Source organism: Streptomyces sp. NPDC101194, assembly GCF_044767885.1.
Classification (GTDB): Bacteria; Actinomycetota; Actinomycetes; order Streptomycetales; family Streptomycetaceae; genus Streptomyces.
Genome location: NZ_JBIWOS010000012.1, coordinates 23,695 through 37,980 on the forward strand (window position 1 = coordinate 23,695; position 14,286 = coordinate 37,980).

Sequence of the window (14,286 nt, forward strand, 5' to 3'; positions counted from 1 at the left end):
CCACCATGGCCTACCTCGACCACGCCGCGACCACGCCGATGCTTCCGGAGGCGATCGCGGCGATGACCGCCCAGCTCGCCGTCACCGGTAACGCGTCCTCACTGCACGCCGCCGGGCGCCGGGCCCGCCGTACCGTCGAGGAGTCGAGAGAGACCCTCGCCGACGCCCTCGGCGCACGCCCCAGCGAGGTGGTCTTCACCTCCGGCGGCACCGAGGCCGACAACCTCGCGGTGAAGGGCCTGTACTGGGCCCGCCGCGCCGCCGACCCCCGTCGCACCCGGGTGCTGGCCAGCCCGGTCGAGCACCACGCGGTGCTGGACGCCGTGGACTGGCTCGCCGAACACGAGGGCGCGAACGTCGAATACCTCCCCGTCGATCAGCATGGACGCGTCCACCCCGACGTACTGCGCGAGGCGATCCGCCGCAACCCCGACGACGTCGCGATGGTCACGGTGATGTGGGCCAACAACGAGATCGGCACCCTCATGCCGGTACGTGAACTGGCCTCCGTGGCCCGTGAGTTCGACGTGCCGATGCATGCCGACGCGGTCCAGGCGTTCGGGCAGCTGGAAGTCGACTTCGCCCGGTCCGGGCTGGCCGCGATGACGGTCAGCGCGCACAAGATCGGCGGACCGTTCGGCATCGGCGCGCTGCTGCTCGGCCGCGCGTACACCCCCGTACCCGTGCTCCACGGCGGTGGCCAGGAACGGCACGTCCGCTCCGGCACGCTCGACGTGCCCGCCATCGCCGCCTTCGCCCTCGCGGGGCGTCTGGCCGCCGACGGACGCGAGGACTTCGCCCGGGAGATCGGCGGCCTTCGCGACGATCTGGTCGCGGCCGTGCTGGCGGCCGTGCCGGACGCCGTCCTCGGCGGCGACCCGGCCCCGGGCGGTCGACTCCCCGCCAACGCCCACTTCAGCTTCCCCGGCTGCGAGGGCGACTCCCTGCTCCTGCTGCTGGACGCCCAGGGCATCGAATGCTCCACCGGCTCCGCGTGCACCGCCGGAATCGCGCAGCCGAGCCATGTCCTGCTGGCCACCGGCAGCGACCCGGACCTGGCCCGGGGCACCCTGCGCTTCTCGCTCGGCCACACGTCCACCAAGCAGGACGTCGACGAGGTGGCCCGCGCGATCGGACCGGCGGTGGAGCGGGCACGGACGGCGGGACTCAGCTGAGACCGGGCCCGTTCCCCGGCCGCACCCTCCTCAGGTGCCGGACGGTTTCGGACGTGCCGCCCGGACCAGCTTCAGATAGCGGTCCCAGTCCCAGTGCTTCCCCGGATCGGTGTGATCCGTGCCCGGCACTTCCACGTGCCCGATGATGTGCTCGCGGTCCACCGGCATCCCGTACCGCTCGCATATCGCCGCCGCCAGCCGCGCCGACGCCCCGTACATCGCCGCCGTGAAGTCCTGCGGACGGTCCACGAAGCCCTCGTGCTCGATGCCGACGCTGCGTTCGTTGTACGACCTGTTCCCCGCGTGGAACGCCACATCGAGCTCACGGATCATCTGCGTCACATGGCCGTCCTTGCGCACCAGGTAGTGCGCCGCCGCCCCGTGCCCCGGGTCCTGGAAGGCCCTCACCGCGCCCCGGTAGCCGCCCTGGGTGACATGGACGACTATCCGGTCGACCGGATAGTCCGCGGGACGGTCGGCCCGCCGCCAGTTCGCCGGGGACGCCGATATCCATTCGGCCCGCGCGTAGTCCACCTCGCCGGGCGTCCGGGGCTTGTCCACTCCGGGCAGCCGCCACCAGGCGTGCTCCAGCTTCTCCCGCGCCAGCGCAGCCGTGCCCACGGCCGTGACGGCGGCGCCGATCAGCAGCCCGCGCCGGCTGACGCCGTGCCGCGCCCCCGCCCGCCCGGACCGGTCGGCGCCCGATGTCCCCTTGGTCCCCATGTGATCCACAACGCATATCCGCGAGCGTTCGGTTCCCGGAGCCCCGTACTCTGGTGGAGCTATGACTGAGACTTCCCAGCGCCCCCTCCGTGTGCTCGCCGCCATGTCCGGCGGTGTCGACTCCGCCGTCGCCGCGGCCCGCGCCGCAGAGGCGGGTCACGACGTGACCGGTGTGCACCTCGCCCTCTCCGCGAACCCGCAGTCCTTCCGTACCGGGGCGCGCGGCTGTTGCACGATCGAGGACTCCCGCGACGCGCGCCGCGCCGCGGATGTCATCGGTATCCCGTTCTACGTCTGGGACCTGGCGGAACGCTTCCGCGAGGACGTCGTGGACGACTTCATCGCCGAGTACGAGGCGGGGCGCACCCCCAACCCGTGTCTGCGCTGCAACGAGAAGATCAAGTTCGCCGCGCTGCTCGACAAGGCCCTCGCTCTGGGCTTCGACGCCGTGTGCACCGGCCACTACGCCACGGTCGTACTGCGCGAGGACGGCGGCCGCGAACTGCACCGTGCCTCCGACATGGCCAAGGACCAGTCGTACGTCCTCGGTGTCCTGGACGAGAAGCAGCTCGCCCACGCGATGTTCCCGCTCGGCGACACCCTCACCACCAAGGACGAGATCCGCGCGGAGGCCGAACGCCGGGGCCTCGCCGTCGCCAAGAAGCCCGACAGCCACGACATCTGCTTCATCGCCGACGGCGACACCCAGGGCTTCCTGGCAAGCAGGCTCGGCACCGCCGAGGGCGACATCGTCGACGAGTCCGGTACGAAGGTCGGCACCCACGAGGGCGCCTTCGGCTTCACCATCGGCCAGCGCAAGGGGCTGCGCATCGGCCACCCCGCCCCGGACGGCAAGCCGCGCTACGTCCTGGACATCTCCCCGGTGAACAACACCGTGACGGTCGGCCCGGTCGAGTCCCTCGACGTCACCGCGCTCACCGCCATCAGGCCCCGCTGGTGCGGCGACGCCCCGGTCGGCCCCGGCACCTACACCGCCCAGCTCCGCGCCCACGGTGGCGAGACCGAGGTCACGGCCGAACTCGTCGACGGCACCCTGAACGTCACCTTCACCGAGCCGGTACGCGGCGTGGCCCCCGGCCAGGCGGTCGTGCTCTACGACGGCACCCGCGTGGTCGGCTCGGCGACGATCGCGACGACGGTGCGGCGGGAGACCGCGGCGGCCGGCTGACGGGCCCCGCCCCGGCCCCGGCCGACCGCCGGGACCGGGACCGCCGGCGGATCAGCGCGGGATCCTGGTCCATTTCTCGTCCTGCGCGCCGTTGCAGGCCCACTGGATCTCTTGATCCCCTGTTGGTTCCCACCGGCTGACGCTACTGCCCGCGCAGCGTGGCCGAGCAGCGACGATCCGTGTCCCCGGCCGACGGCCCGCAGGAACGGGGACGCCCCGCGCGGTCACGTCCGACCCCTGTACGGGCGTGGCCGAGCGGGGTGGATTGTGGGCTCAGGACGCCTGGCGCGCGTACATGTCGCGGGTGAAGAACTCGGTCAGGACGGGGGCGATCGCCTGGGGCGCCAACTCGCGTGTCTGGCCCGTCAGGGTGCGGTGGCGGGCGCGCGGGAGGGCGTCCGCGAGGGCGCGGGACGACAGCAGCGCCCGGGTGGGGCTGAAGCCGCCGCACACCACCAGGGTGTGCGCCGTGACGGACGCGAACCGATCGGCCGGGATCGCGCCGTCGCCGAGCAGCGCGTCGTCGTACGCGAGTGTGTGCGCCATCGACATCAGGTCCCGCCACAGCGGCGCGCGCCGCATCCGGGCGATCATGTCGGCCGGGACGCCCGTCACGGACAGGAAGAGTTCCACGGCCCCGGCGCGGTCCCCGGCGGTCAGCAGCCGGTGCAGCCGGGCCGTGCAGCAGGCCTTGAACCGCTCTCCCGAGGCGCCGGGGGTGTAGGGCGGCTCGTACACCGCCAGCAGGTCGACGGGGAGCCCGGCGGCCTGTGCCTCCAGGGCCAGTGCCCCGCCGGCCCCCGTGCCGAACAGCGAGGCCCGACCGCCGGCCGCCGCGACGAGCGCGGCCAGGTCCTCGATCTCGCGCTCCACCCGGTACGGCCCGCTGTCGCCGCTGGAGCCGCGGCCGCGTCTGTCGTACGTGATGACGCCGAGGCGCGGCGCGAGGAGCCGTGCCAGGGGAGCCTCGGTCGCGGCTGTGCTCAGGGCCCCGCCGACCAGGATCACCGGTGGCCCTTCACCCCGGCGCCGATACGCGATCGAGGTGCCGTCGCGGGAGAGAGTCTTGTCCATGAGGGAGTGGACTGCGGCGCCCGCGAGAACTCATCGCTGTCGCCGAGGTTTTTTTGAGACTTCTCCCTCATCCGGGTCCGAAGCGTGGTCGACGGTCATTCTTCGACGATCTCGGTGTCGTAGAAGCAGAAGTGGTCCTTGATCGCGAAGACTTCGGGCTTCGGATCGGGGTAGGCCCAGACGAGATCGGCCGCGTCCGGCAGCGACCAGTAGGAGGCATCACCCTTGAACGGGCAGTGGGTGTGGGTGTCCGAGGACGTCAGCAGTTCCGTGCGGACGTCCTCGGGCGGCAGGTAGTAGCGGGCCGGACAACCCGTCTCGCGCAGTACGAGCGGGCGCCGGCTCTCGGCGAGCACCTGCCCGTCGCGCACCACACGTACATGCTCGGTGCCGGGTTCGACCGTGATGTGGTGTCCTGCTGTGGCAGTCATGCCGGCTTCAGCGGTGCCGCGCGCCGATTTCTTCCCCGGCGGCTTTCTTTCCCGGCGGTTTCCTTCCCCGAAGGCCTGTTCTCCCCCCGTCCGCCGGGACTGTCGGCGGCGGCCTTTACGGTTGCTGCATGAATATCTGTGTCTTCCTCTCCGCCGCCGACCTCGACGACCGCTACACCCAGCCCGCCCGCGAATTCGCCGAACTGCTCGGCCGGGGCGGACACACACTGGTCTGGGGCGGGTCGGAGAGCGGCCTGATGAAGGTCGTCGCCGACGGGGTCCAGGAAGCGGGCGGACGGCTGGTCGGGGTCTCGGTCGATTTCCTGGCCGCGAAGGCGCGCACCAACGCCGACGAGATGGTGATCGCGCGCGATCTCGCCGAGCGCAAGGCGCTGCTCCTGGAGAAGGCGGACGCAGTCGTGATCATGGTGGGCGGTACCGGGACGCTCGACGAGGCGACCGAGATCCTGGAGCTGAAGAAGCACGGCAAGCACGACAAGCCGGTCGTCCTGCTCAACACGGCGGGCTTCTACGACGGGCTCCGCCAGCAGTTCCAGCGGATGGAGGACGAGGGCTTCCTGCCCCTCCCGCTGACCGACCTGGTGTTCTTCGCGAAGGACGGCGTGGGCGCCCTGGCCTACCTGGAGGAGTGGTCCGGCCTGCGGTGACGCGATGACGGGTGAGATCATGGCGGGATGTCCACTCATGTCATCACCGGCGCCGGCTCAGGCATCGGCGCAGCCGTCACCCGTCGTCTGATGGAACGCGGCGACGAGACCGTGCTGTTGGCCCGCGACGCCGGCCGTGCGAAGGAGCTGGCCGCGCTCCACCCCGGCGCCCGTACGCTCGTGGGTGACCTCGCCAACCCGGACCGGCTCTCCTGGGCGTTCGCCCAGCAGGCGATGCCGGAGCGGGTCGACTCGCTGTTGCACGTCGCGGGCGTCGTCGAGCTCGGCGCGGTCGGTGACCTCACGACCAAGGCGTGGCACTTCCAGCTCAACACCAACCTGGTCGCACCCGCCGAGCTGACCAGGCTCTTCCTGCCACAGCTGCGCGTCGCCCAGGGGCATGTGCTCTTCGTGAACTCGGGTGCCGGCCTCGCCGCGCACGCCGAGTGGAGCGCGTACGCCGCGAGCAAGCACGGCCTGAAGGCGCTCGCCGACTCGCTGCGCCAGGAGGAGCACGCCAACGGCGTCCGGGTGACCTCCGTCTACCCGGGGCGCACCGCCGGCCCCATGCAGGCCAAGGTCCACCAGCAGGAGGGCAAGGAGTACGACGCCTCCCGCTGGATCGACCCGGAGTCGATCGCCACGACCGTCCTGATGGCCATCGACCTCCCGCGCGACGCGGAGGTCAACGACCTCACGGTGCGCCCCGGGCGCTGAGCCCTCGGCCCCGGCGGGGCCGTTTTGAGGGCGTCGCGCTGGATGCCGTCCCCGGGAGGCCCGCCAACTCGTGGGGGCCGGCTGCCCTCGCCCGGGACGGGGGCCGCCCCGCGACGGGCGCGTGCGCTCGGACCGTAGGCTTCCCACGTGAACGAGAAGAGCAAGTTCAGCGGGTGCCCGGCCACCGGAATCGGTTCCATGCCCGGGGGAGACGCACGGGAGGCGGCGAAGACCGTCACCGGGTCCTTCGGGGACGGCGAGGGCCTGCCGCATCTGGCGGAACTGCCGGCCCGCGGGCCCGGTGCGGACATGATCGGGCGGACCGTCGGGCTCCTCGTCGACCTGTACGGGCATGTCGAGCCCAGCGGCTGGCGGATCAGCGACCGGCCCGGACGCGACACCCGCCGGGCGAGGTCCTGGCTCGGCGAGGACCTCGACGCGCTGGAGGAGTTCACCCAGGGCTACGAGGGGCCGCTCAAGGTCCAGGCCGTCGGGCCCTGGACCCTGGCCGCCGCCCTGGAACGACGGGGCGGCGAGGCCGCGCTCGGGGATCCCGGGGCCTGCCGGGACCTGGCGGGATCACTGGCCGAGGGGCTCCGCGACCACCTCCGCGAGGTACGGCGCAGGGTGCCCGGCGCCGAGGTGATCCTCCAGCTCGACGAACCGTCACTGACCGCCGTACTGCGCGGACGGATCAGGACGGCGAGCGGGTACCGCACCCACCGGGCCGTCGACCGCCAGGTCGTGGAGGGCACCCTGCGCGATGTCCTGGCCGCCGGCGGGGACGGGGCGACGGTCGTACACACCTGCGCGCCCGAGGTGCCGTTCGGGCTCTTGCGCCGGGCGGGGGTCGACGGCATCTCCTTCGACTTCTCGTTGCTCACCGAGCGTGAGGAGGACGCGATCGGGGAAGCGGTCGAGGGCGGTACCCAGCTCTTCCTCGGGGTGGTGCCGGGCACCGACCCGGCCTCGGGCTCATTGTCCGACCCGGGAGGTAGCGTCATGGGTGTCAGGACGCTGTGGCGCAGGCTGGGGCTGAATCCGGGGACTCTGACGGAGTCCGTGGTGATCACCCCTTCGTGCGGGCTCGCGGGTGCCTCGCCCGCGTACGCGCGCGCCGCGCTCGCCCACTGCGTCCGGGCCGCGAGATCGCTCGCAGACAACCCTGAGTAACGGGGCAACGGGTAACGGGAGGACGAGCCGATGGCCGGCGAACAGCAGATGGCAGTGCCCGCACAGGCCCGGGAGCAGCACGCGCTCCTGGCCGAGCAGATCGAGGAGCACCGCTTCCGGTACTACGTGAACGACCAGCCGGTCGTGAGCGATGCCGAGTTCGACCGGCTGATGCGTGAGCTGGAGGCCCTGGAGGAGGCATATCCGCAGCTGCGCACGCCGGATTCGCCGACGCAGAAGGTCGCGGGGCCGTACCAGACGCAGTTCACCTCCGTCGAGCACCGCGAGCGGATGCTCTCACTGGACAACGCCTTCAGCGATGTCGAGTTGGCGTCCTGGGGCGAACGGATCGCCAAGGACGTCGGCACCACCGACTACCACTTCCTGTGCGAGCTGAAGGTCGACGGTCTCGCGGTCAACCTCACCTACGAGCACGGGCGGCTGACCCGGGCGGCGACCCGCGGCGACGGTCGCACCGGAGAGGACATCACCCCCAACGTCCGCACGATCGCCGAGATCCCGCACCGGCTGAAGGGCGAGCGTGTGCCGGAACTGGTCGAGATCCGCGGCGAGGTCTTCTTCCCGATGGAGGCCTTCGAGGAGCTCAACGCCCGGCTGGTCGAGGCCGAGGACAAGCCCTTCGCCAACCCGCGCAACGCGGCGGCCGGTTCGCTGCGCCAGAAGGACCCGAAGGTCACCGCCACCCGCCCGCTGCACATGGTGGTGCACGGCATCGGCGCCCGTGAGGGCTTCGACATCGACTGCCTCTCGCACGCCTACGAGCTGCTCCACGAGTGGGGTCTGCCCACCGCCAGGCACAACAAGGTGGTGGCCTCCCTGGACGAGGTACGGGAGTTCATCGCGCACTTCGGCGAGAACCGGCACTCCGTGGAGCACGAGATCGACGGCGTCGTCGTCAAGCTGGACGAGATCCCGCTCCAGGGCCGACTGGGCTCCACCTCGCGCGCGCCGCGCTGGGCGATCGCGTGGAAGTACCCGCCGGAGGAGGTCAACACCAAGCTGGTCAACATCCGGGTCGGCGTCGGACGCACCGGGAGGGTCACGCCGTACGCGCAGGTCGAGCCGGTCGAGGTGGCGGGTTCCGAGGTCGAGTTCGCCACCCTGCACAACCAGAACGTGGTGAAGGCGAAGGGTGTCCTCATCGGGGACACGGTGGTGCTCCGCAAGGCCGGCGACGTGATCCCGGAGATCCTCGGCCCGGTCGTCGATCTGCGCGACGGCACCGAGCGGGCGTTCGTGATGCCGACGCACTGCCCCGAGTGCGGCACGGAGCTGCGGCCCATGAAGGAGGCCGACATCGACGTCCGCTGCCCCAACGCGCGTTCCTGCCCCGCGCAGTTGCGCGAGCGCCTCGCCTATCTCGCGGGCCGTAAGAGCCTCGACATCGACCACTTCGGCTATGTCGCGGCAGCGGCCCTGACGAAGCCCTTGGAGCCCGCCGAGCCGCCGCTGCGCGACGAGGGCGATCTCTTCGGTCTGACCGTCGAGCAGTTGCTGCCGATCCGGGCCTATGTCCTGGACCAGGACAGCGGGTTGCCCAAACGCGACCCGAAGACCGGCGAGGAGAAGACCGCGTGGGTCTTCGCCAACCAGCAGGGGGAGCCGAAGAAGAACGCCCTCGCCATGCTCGACGCCGTGGCCGCGGCCAAGGAAGCCCCGCTGGCCCGGATTCTCACGGGCCTCTCCATCCGTCACGTGGGCCCGATCGCGGCCGAGGAACTGGCCCGTCAGTTCCGCTCCATCGATCGGATCGACGAGGCGTCCGAGCAAGAACTGGCCGAGGCGGACGGGGTCGGTCCCATCATCGCCGCCTCCGTGAAGCAGTGGTTCGCGGAGGACTGGCACCGGGAGATCCTGCGCAAGTGGCGTCAGGCCGGAGTCCGGATGGAGGACGAGGGGGCGGGGGAGGACGTGGGCCCGCGCCCGCTCGAAGGCCTCACCGTCGTCGTCACCGGCACGCTGTCCGGACACACCAGGGACGGCGCGAAAGACGCGCTCCAGAGCCGGGGGGCGAAGGTGACGGGATCGGTCTCGAAGAAGACCTCCTTCGTGGTCGTCGGTGACAACCCCGGTTCGAAGTACGACAAGGCGGTGCAACTGAAGGTGCCCGTGCTGGACGAGGGCGGCTTCGCCGTGCTGCTCGCGGAGGGGCCGGACGCGGCGCGCGCCGCGGCCGTGACTGTCGGGGAACCTGCGGAATAGGACAGATCCCTGACCGAAAACAGACGGAATATGGCGGGATCTTCGCGGAAGAATTAACACAAGGGAATAGATCCCCGTCGGAGAACCTCGCATCGGATCGATCGATGGGCGAACAGTGAACAAGGGTGCACAGAAGGGGTGTAGGGGGACGGACGGGACAGAGGTCGCCGCCGGTGGGCCGGGGTCACCCGATCGGCGCATAGCAGATGTTGACGGACGGTTGGTTCGCATTCGGGCAAGAGCTGTAGAGCGCTGCCCGTAGAAGCCTTCTGCGGCCTACTGTTGGGAGATGCACCTGCCGTGCCCGGCCCAGGGGTGGGAAATCGGGTCGTGGTGGCATGGAGCTGAACCATCGGGCGACATCGGCACCGCCGGCTGTGAGAGGGACGGAATGAAACCGACCGAGAGCGCCGCACCGGTGTCGCGGCTGCAAGGTTTCGTCGGCCTCACGCCCAAAGTGGGTGCTGTCGTCGTGGTGATCGCTGTTGTTCAGCTCGCGACCGGTTTCTATCGGACCGTGAGCGAAGGGCGCGCGCTTTTTCCCGACGGCAGGGTCGGGTGGTCCCTGGCCGTCCTCACCGGAATCGTCGTCGGTCATCTGGTCGCGCTCGGACGCGACCGATGGTGGGGCGGCACCGGTTCCGGGGCCGCCCTCACTCTCGCCGTGCTGCTCCTCTACGGCTGGGTGCCCGCCGGTCTGGTCAGCCTGGTCGTCGTGGTCCTCGTCGGCGCGGCCCGCAGGCACCGCTGGTGGCAGGGGCTGCTGCACGGCGCCGTGGACATCCTGGGGATAGGCGCGGCGGCCCTGGTGCTCGCCGCGTTCGGCGACGTCCAGACCGTCGAATCGCCCTGGCGGCCACTCGACTGGGGCATCGCCGCCGTCCCCGAGGTCCTCCTGGCCGCCTCCACCTATCTTCTGGTCACCCGGGTCCTGCTCTGGTACGTACGGGCGCCCCAGGGCGGCGGACTGCCCACCGTCGCCCGCACCGCGCTGCTGCGCCAGGGGCTCGTCGCGGTCGCACTCCTCGGCATCGCACCGCTGATCTGCGTGGTGGCGATGACCACGCCCGTGCTCCTGCCGCTCTTCGCGGTCCCCCTGATCGCCCTGGACTCCACCCTCTGGATAGCCCGCGCGCGGGCCGAGGAGCAGTTGCGCGACCCGCTGACCGGACTGCCCAACCGGCAGTGGCTGCTGGAGCGCACCTGGACGGCCCTGGAGGACGCCGAGTCGGTCGGCGCCAGATCCGCTCTCGTCCTGATCGACCTCGACCGGTTCCGTGCGGTCAACGACACCCTCGGGCATCTGGCGGGGGACCGGCTGCTGCTGCAGATAGCGGAACGTCTGCGACTCGCGCTCCCACGGGGAGCGGAGGCCGCGCGGCTCGGCGGTGACGAATTCGCGGTGCTCCTGCCGACCGCGGACTCCACCACCAGCGCCCAGCGGGTCGCCCGCCACCTCGTCGCCGAACTGTCCTCCCCGCTGGACCTCGACGGCCTCACGCTGGTGCTGGAGGCCAGCGCCGGGGTCGCGGTCCACCCGGACCACGCGCTGGACGCCGAAGGGCTGCTCAGACGGGCGGACGTGGCGATGTACCAGGCCAAGCGCGACCGCACGGGTGTCGAGGTGTACGAGTCGAAGCGGGACAGCAACACCCCGGACCGGCTCGGGCTGCTCGGTGATCTGCGGCGCGCGCTGGACGCCGGCGAGGTGGAGCTCCACTACCAGCCGAAGGTCCGCTTCGACGGACAGGTGGCCGGCCTCGAAGCGCTGGTCCGGTGGGTCCATCCGGAGCGCGGGCGGGTCCCTCCGGACGAGTTCATCGCCATCGCGGAGTCGTCCGGTCTGATGCCGCACCTGACGGAGTACGTCCTGGAGACGGCGCTGGCCCAGGTCGCCCGGTGGCGGGCGCAGGGACTGTTCGTCCCGGTCGCGGTCAACGTCTCCCCTCGCGACGTGCACACTCCCGGATTCGCGGGCGGTGTGGCGGCCCGGCTCGCGAGGCACGGCGTCCCGGCCGGGGCACTGCAGCTGGAAATAACGGAGCACGTGCTGCTGGAGGACCCGCAGCGCGCCGCCGACACCCTCGCCGGGCTGACCGGGCACGGCGTGAAGATGTCCCTCGACGACTTCGGTACGGGGTACTCCTCGCTGGTCCATCTGCGCCGGCTGCCGGTCAGCGAGCTGAAGATCGACCGGTCGTTCGTGGCCCGTCTGGCCGTGGACAACGAGGACGCGGAGATCGTCCGCTGCACCATCGACCTGGCCCACTCGCTCGGTCTGCTGGTCGTCGCGGAGGGGGTCGAGGACGACGAGACCTGGGAGCGGCTGCGGGACCTGCGGTGCGATGCGGTGCAGGGGTGGCTGGTCGCCGCGGCCATGCCGCCGCAGGAGACCACGGCCTGGCTGCGGGCGCGGGGCGAGCACGGCTGGCGTCGGCCGGCGGAGCTGGCCGCGGCTGCCGCGGCGGCCGCCGCCGCGGCAGCCGCGGGCGCGAAGCCCGAACTGGAGCAGCGGGCGTCCGGGCGGGCGGTCCAGTCGAGGCCCGCGGCGACGTGAGCGCGGGGCGCCGGCCCGGTACGGAACCACTCGCCGGGTGCGACGCGGCGACGTGAGCGCGGGGCACCGGTCCGCGTCGAACCCCACGTCGGCTGCGGCGCGGCGACCGTGCGAGCGCGGGGGGACGGGGTGCGCGATCCGGGGACGCGTGCCGAGGTGTCCGGCGGCCGTCGTGCCACCCGACCCGGGGCGGACCCGAATCCGGCGTCCGACCAGGGCGTTCGCCCGGGTGGCGGGAGCGGCCGCGGCCGACACCATAGGATTGGGCCAAAACCACACACCAACCCCTGAGGATCGCTGCATGCCTGGCATCACGCGCGAGGAGGTCGCCCACCTCGCCCGGCTGGCGCGTCTGGAGCTGAAGGGCGAAGAGCTCGATCACTTCGCCGGTCAGCTCGACGACATCATCGGCGCGGTCGCCCGCGTCTCCGAGGTCGCCGACCAAGACGTACCGCCGACCTCCCACCCGCTGCCGCTGACCAATGTCATGCGCGCGGACGAGGTCCGTCCGTCGCTCACCCCCGAGCAGGCGCTCTCCGGCGCCCCGGCCCAGGAGCAGCAGCGTTTCAAGGTGCCGCAGATCCTGGGGGAGGACTAACAGCCATGACGGACAACAGCACCATCATCAAGCTCACCGCGGCCGAGATCGCCGAGAAGATCGCGTCCGGCGAGCTCACGGCCGTCCAGGTCACCGAGGCCCATCTGGCCCGGATCGACGCGGTCGACGAGAAGGTCCACGCCTTCCTGCACATCGACCGCGAGGGCGCGCTCGCGCAGGCCCGTGCCGTCGACGCGAAGAGGGCCGCCGGCGAGAAGCTGGGCCCGCTGGCCGGTGTCCCGCTCGCGCTGAAGGACATCTTCACCACGGAGGGCATGCCGACCACCGTCGGTTCCAAGATCCTCGAAGGCTGGATCCCGCCGTACGACGCGACCCTCACCAAGAGGCTGAAGGACGCCGACGTCGTCATCCTCGGCAAGACCAACATGGACGAGTTCGCCATGGGGTCCTCCACCGAGAACAGTGCCTACGGCCCGACCGGCAACCCGTGGGACCTCACCCGCATCCCGGGCGGTTCCGGCGGCGGCTCCTCGGCCGCGCTCGCGTCGTACGAGGCCCCGCTCGCCATCGGCACGGACACCGGCGGTTCCATCCGTCAGCCCGCCGCCGTCACCGGCACCGTGGGCGTCAAGCCCACCTACGGCGGCGTCTCCCGCTACGGCATGGTGGCGTTCTCCAGCTCCCTGGACCAGGGCGGCCCCTGCGCCCGTACCGTCCTGGACGCGGCCCTGCTGCACGAGGTGATCGCCGGGCACGACCCGATGGACTCGACGTCCATCGACGCCCCGGTCCCGCCGGTCGTCGAGGCCGCCCGCAACGGCAGCGTCGAGGGCATGCGCGTCGGAGTCGTCAAGCAGTTCGCCGGTGAGGGCTACCAGGCAGGTGTCGTCCAGCGCTTCAACGAGTCGGTCGAACTGCTGAAGTCGCTCGGCGCCACGATCGTCGAGCTGGACTGTCCCTCCTTCGACCTCGCGCTGTCGGCGTACTATCTGATCGCGCCGTCCGAGTGCTCCTCCAACCTGGCCCGCTTCGACGCCATGCGTTACGGCCTGCGCGTCGGCGACGACGGCACGAGGTCCGCAGAGGACGTCACCGCGCTCACGCGTGAGGCCGGCTTCGGCGACGAGGTCAAGCGCCGCGTCATCCTCGGTACGTACGCGCTCAGCTCCGGCTACTACGACGCGTACTACGGCTCGGCGCAGAAGGTCCGCACCCTCATCACGCAGGACTTCGAGAGGGCCTTCGAGCAGGTCGACGTGATCGTCTCCCCGACGACGCCCACCACCGCCTTCCCGATCGGCGAGCGCGCCGACGACCCGATGGCGATGTATCTCGCGGACCTGTGCACCATTCCGACCAACCTCGCCGGGAACTCCGCCATGTCGCTGCCCTGCGGCCTGGCTCCGGAGGACGGCCTGCCGGTCGGACTGCAGATCATCGCCCCCGCCATGAAGGACGACCGTCTCTACAAGGTCGGAGCCGCGGTCGAGGCCGCCTTCGTGGAAAAGTGGGGACACCCGCTGCTGGAGGAGGCTCCGTCACTGTGAGCGCACTGACCAAGGCCAAGGGCTTCAAGAAGTCCAAGACCGGTACGTACCTGTCCATCGGCACCACCGCCTTCGGAGCGCTGGGCGTCATCAAGCAGGCCAGGAAGGCCCGCGTCGAGCACGACACGCTCCAACTGATCGACGCCGTTGTCTCCGCCGCCGCCATCGCCACCGGTCTCGCCCTGCTGCTGCGCGAACTCAAGCGCCTCGGCGATGACGACGTACTGCTGGGCTGAGAGGGAAGTTTCAC

13 protein-coding genes are annotated in these 14,286 nt (G+C 71.2%); 10 read left to right on the plus strand and 3 right to left on the minus strand.

Going from position 1 to position 14,286, the window contains the following annotated elements; translation table 11 throughout:
• Positions 1–5: 5 nt before the first annotated feature.
• Positions 6–1,175, plus strand: a complete 1,170-nt coding sequence (locus tag ACIRP2_RS33140; protein ID WP_404256862.1) for a cysteine desulfurase family protein — start codon at positions 6–8, stop codon at positions 1,173–1,175.
• 30 nt (positions 1,176–1,205) lie between these two features.
• Here the strand turns inward: ACIRP2_RS33140 and ACIRP2_RS33145 are convergent, their stop codons facing one another.
• Positions 1,206–1,898, minus strand: a complete 693-nt coding sequence (locus ACIRP2_RS33145; protein WP_404256864.1) for an N-acetylmuramoyl-L-alanine amidase — start codon at positions 1,896–1,898, stop codon at positions 1,206–1,208.
• 61 nt (positions 1,899–1,959) lie between these two features.
• On the opposite strand from ACIRP2_RS33145, the gene mnmA reads away from it, so the two are divergent.
• Positions 1,960–3,087, plus strand: coding sequence for a tRNA 2-thiouridine(34) synthase MnmA (gene mnmA, locus ACIRP2_RS33150; RefSeq protein WP_404256866.1), 1,128 nt, complete (start codon positions 1,960–1,962; stop codon positions 3,085–3,087).
• Between the two features lie 273 nt (positions 3,088–3,360).
• On the opposite strand, the gene ACIRP2_RS33155 is transcribed toward mnmA, so the two are convergent.
• Both ACIRP2_RS33155 and ACIRP2_RS33160 read right to left on the minus strand, forming a co-directional pair.
• Positions 3,361–4,161 carry an alpha/beta fold hydrolase gene (locus ACIRP2_RS33155; RefSeq protein ID WP_404256868.1) on the minus strand — a complete coding sequence of 267 codons (801 nt, stop codon included), beginning with the start codon at positions 4,159–4,161 and terminating at the stop codon, positions 3,361–3,363.
• Between the two features lie 95 nt (positions 4,162–4,256).
• On the minus strand, positions 4,257–4,592 hold the full coding sequence (locus ACIRP2_RS33160) for a DUF427 domain-containing protein (RefSeq protein ID WP_404256870.1): 336 nt from the start codon (positions 4,590–4,592) through the stop codon (positions 4,257–4,259).
• 128 nt (positions 4,593–4,720) lie between these two features.
• Between ACIRP2_RS33160 and ACIRP2_RS33165 the strand changes: the two genes are divergently transcribed.
• The 8 genes from ACIRP2_RS33165 (at position 4,721) to ACIRP2_RS33200 (ending at position 14,272) form a co-directional block, all read left to right on the plus strand.
• Positions 4,721–5,260 carry a TIGR00730 family Rossman fold protein gene (locus ACIRP2_RS33165; protein ID WP_404256872.1) on the plus strand — a complete coding sequence of 180 codons (540 nt, stop codon included), beginning with the start codon at positions 4,721–4,723 and terminating at the stop codon, positions 5,258–5,260.
• Positions 5,261–5,287: 27 nt separating this feature from the next.
• Positions 5,288–5,977, plus strand: coding sequence for an SDR family oxidoreductase (locus ACIRP2_RS33170; RefSeq protein WP_404256874.1), 690 nt, complete (start codon positions 5,288–5,290; stop codon positions 5,975–5,977).
• A 147-nt stretch (positions 5,978–6,124) separates the two neighbouring features.
• A complete protein-coding gene (locus tag ACIRP2_RS33175; RefSeq protein WP_404256876.1) occupies positions 6,125–7,150 on the plus strand; it encodes a methionine synthase in 1,026 nt (341 codons plus the stop codon).
• Positions 7,151–7,180: 30 nt separating this feature from the next.
• The gene (gene ligA, locus ACIRP2_RS33180; protein WP_404256878.1) at positions 7,181–9,373 is read left to right on the plus strand and encodes an NAD-dependent DNA ligase LigA; all 2,193 of its coding nucleotides are present in this window, start codon (positions 7,181–7,183) and stop codon (positions 9,371–9,373) included.
• Positions 9,374–9,764: 391 nt separating this feature from the next.
• Entirely contained in the window at positions 9,765–11,930 is a 2,166-nt protein-coding gene (locus ACIRP2_RS33185) for a putative bifunctional diguanylate cyclase/phosphodiesterase (RefSeq protein ID WP_404256880.1), read from the plus strand.
• A 301-nt stretch (positions 11,931–12,231) separates the two neighbouring features.
• The gene (gatC, locus tag ACIRP2_RS33190) at positions 12,232–12,528 is read left to right on the plus strand and encodes an Asp-tRNA(Asn)/Glu-tRNA(Gln) amidotransferase subunit GatC (protein WP_015036350.1); all 297 of its coding nucleotides are present in this window, start codon (positions 12,232–12,234) and stop codon (positions 12,526–12,528) included.
• Positions 12,529–12,533: 5 nt separating this feature from the next.
• A complete protein-coding gene (gene gatA, locus ACIRP2_RS33195; RefSeq protein ID WP_404256882.1) occupies positions 12,534–14,036 on the plus strand; it encodes an Asp-tRNA(Asn)/Glu-tRNA(Gln) amidotransferase subunit GatA in 1,503 nt (500 codons plus the stop codon).
• Positions 14,033–14,272 (plus strand): hypothetical protein, encoded by a 240-nt coding sequence (locus tag ACIRP2_RS33200; RefSeq protein ID WP_404256884.1) that lies wholly within the window; start codon positions 14,033–14,035, stop codon positions 14,270–14,272. Before gatA ends, ACIRP2_RS33200 begins: the two co-directional genes overlap by 4 nt.
• The last annotated feature ends 14 nt before the right edge of the window (positions 14,273–14,286 follow it).

What these genes read in the sequence shown, in the direction of transcription:
- ACIRP2_RS33140 (WP_404256862.1), top strand. Translation starts at nt 6, where the DNA reads ATGGCCTACCTCGACCACGCCGCGACCACGCCGATGCTTCCGGAGGCG.
- ACIRP2_RS33145 (WP_404256864.1), bottom strand. Translation starts at nt 1,898, where the DNA reads ATGGGGACCAAGGGGACATCGGGCGCCGACCGGTCCGGGCGGGCGGGG.
- mnmA (WP_404256866.1), top strand. Translation starts at nt 1,960, where the DNA reads ATGACTGAGACTTCCCAGCGCCCCCTCCGTGTGCTCGCCGCCATGTCC.
- ACIRP2_RS33155 (WP_404256868.1), bottom strand. Translation starts at nt 4,161, where the DNA reads ATGGACAAGACTCTCTCCCGCGACGGCACCTCGATCGCGTATCGGCGC.
- ACIRP2_RS33160 (WP_404256870.1), bottom strand. Translation starts at nt 4,592, where the DNA reads ATGACTGCCACAGCAGGACACCACATCACGGTCGAACCCGGCACCGAG.
- ACIRP2_RS33165 (WP_404256872.1), top strand. Translation starts at nt 4,721, where the DNA reads ATGAATATCTGTGTCTTCCTCTCCGCCGCCGACCTCGACGACCGCTAC.
- ACIRP2_RS33170 (WP_404256874.1), top strand. Translation starts at nt 5,288, where the DNA reads ATGTCCACTCATGTCATCACCGGCGCCGGCTCAGGCATCGGCGCAGCC.
- ligA (WP_404256878.1), top strand. Translation starts at nt 7,181, where the DNA reads ATGGCCGGCGAACAGCAGATGGCAGTGCCCGCACAGGCCCGGGAGCAG.
- ACIRP2_RS33185 (WP_404256880.1), top strand. Translation starts at nt 9,765, where the DNA reads ATGAAACCGACCGAGAGCGCCGCACCGGTGTCGCGGCTGCAAGGTTTC.
- gatC (WP_015036350.1), top strand. Translation starts at nt 12,232, where the DNA reads ATGCCTGGCATCACGCGCGAGGAGGTCGCCCACCTCGCCCGGCTGGCG.
- gatA (WP_404256882.1), top strand. Translation starts at nt 12,534, where the DNA reads ATGACGGACAACAGCACCATCATCAAGCTCACCGCGGCCGAGATCGCC.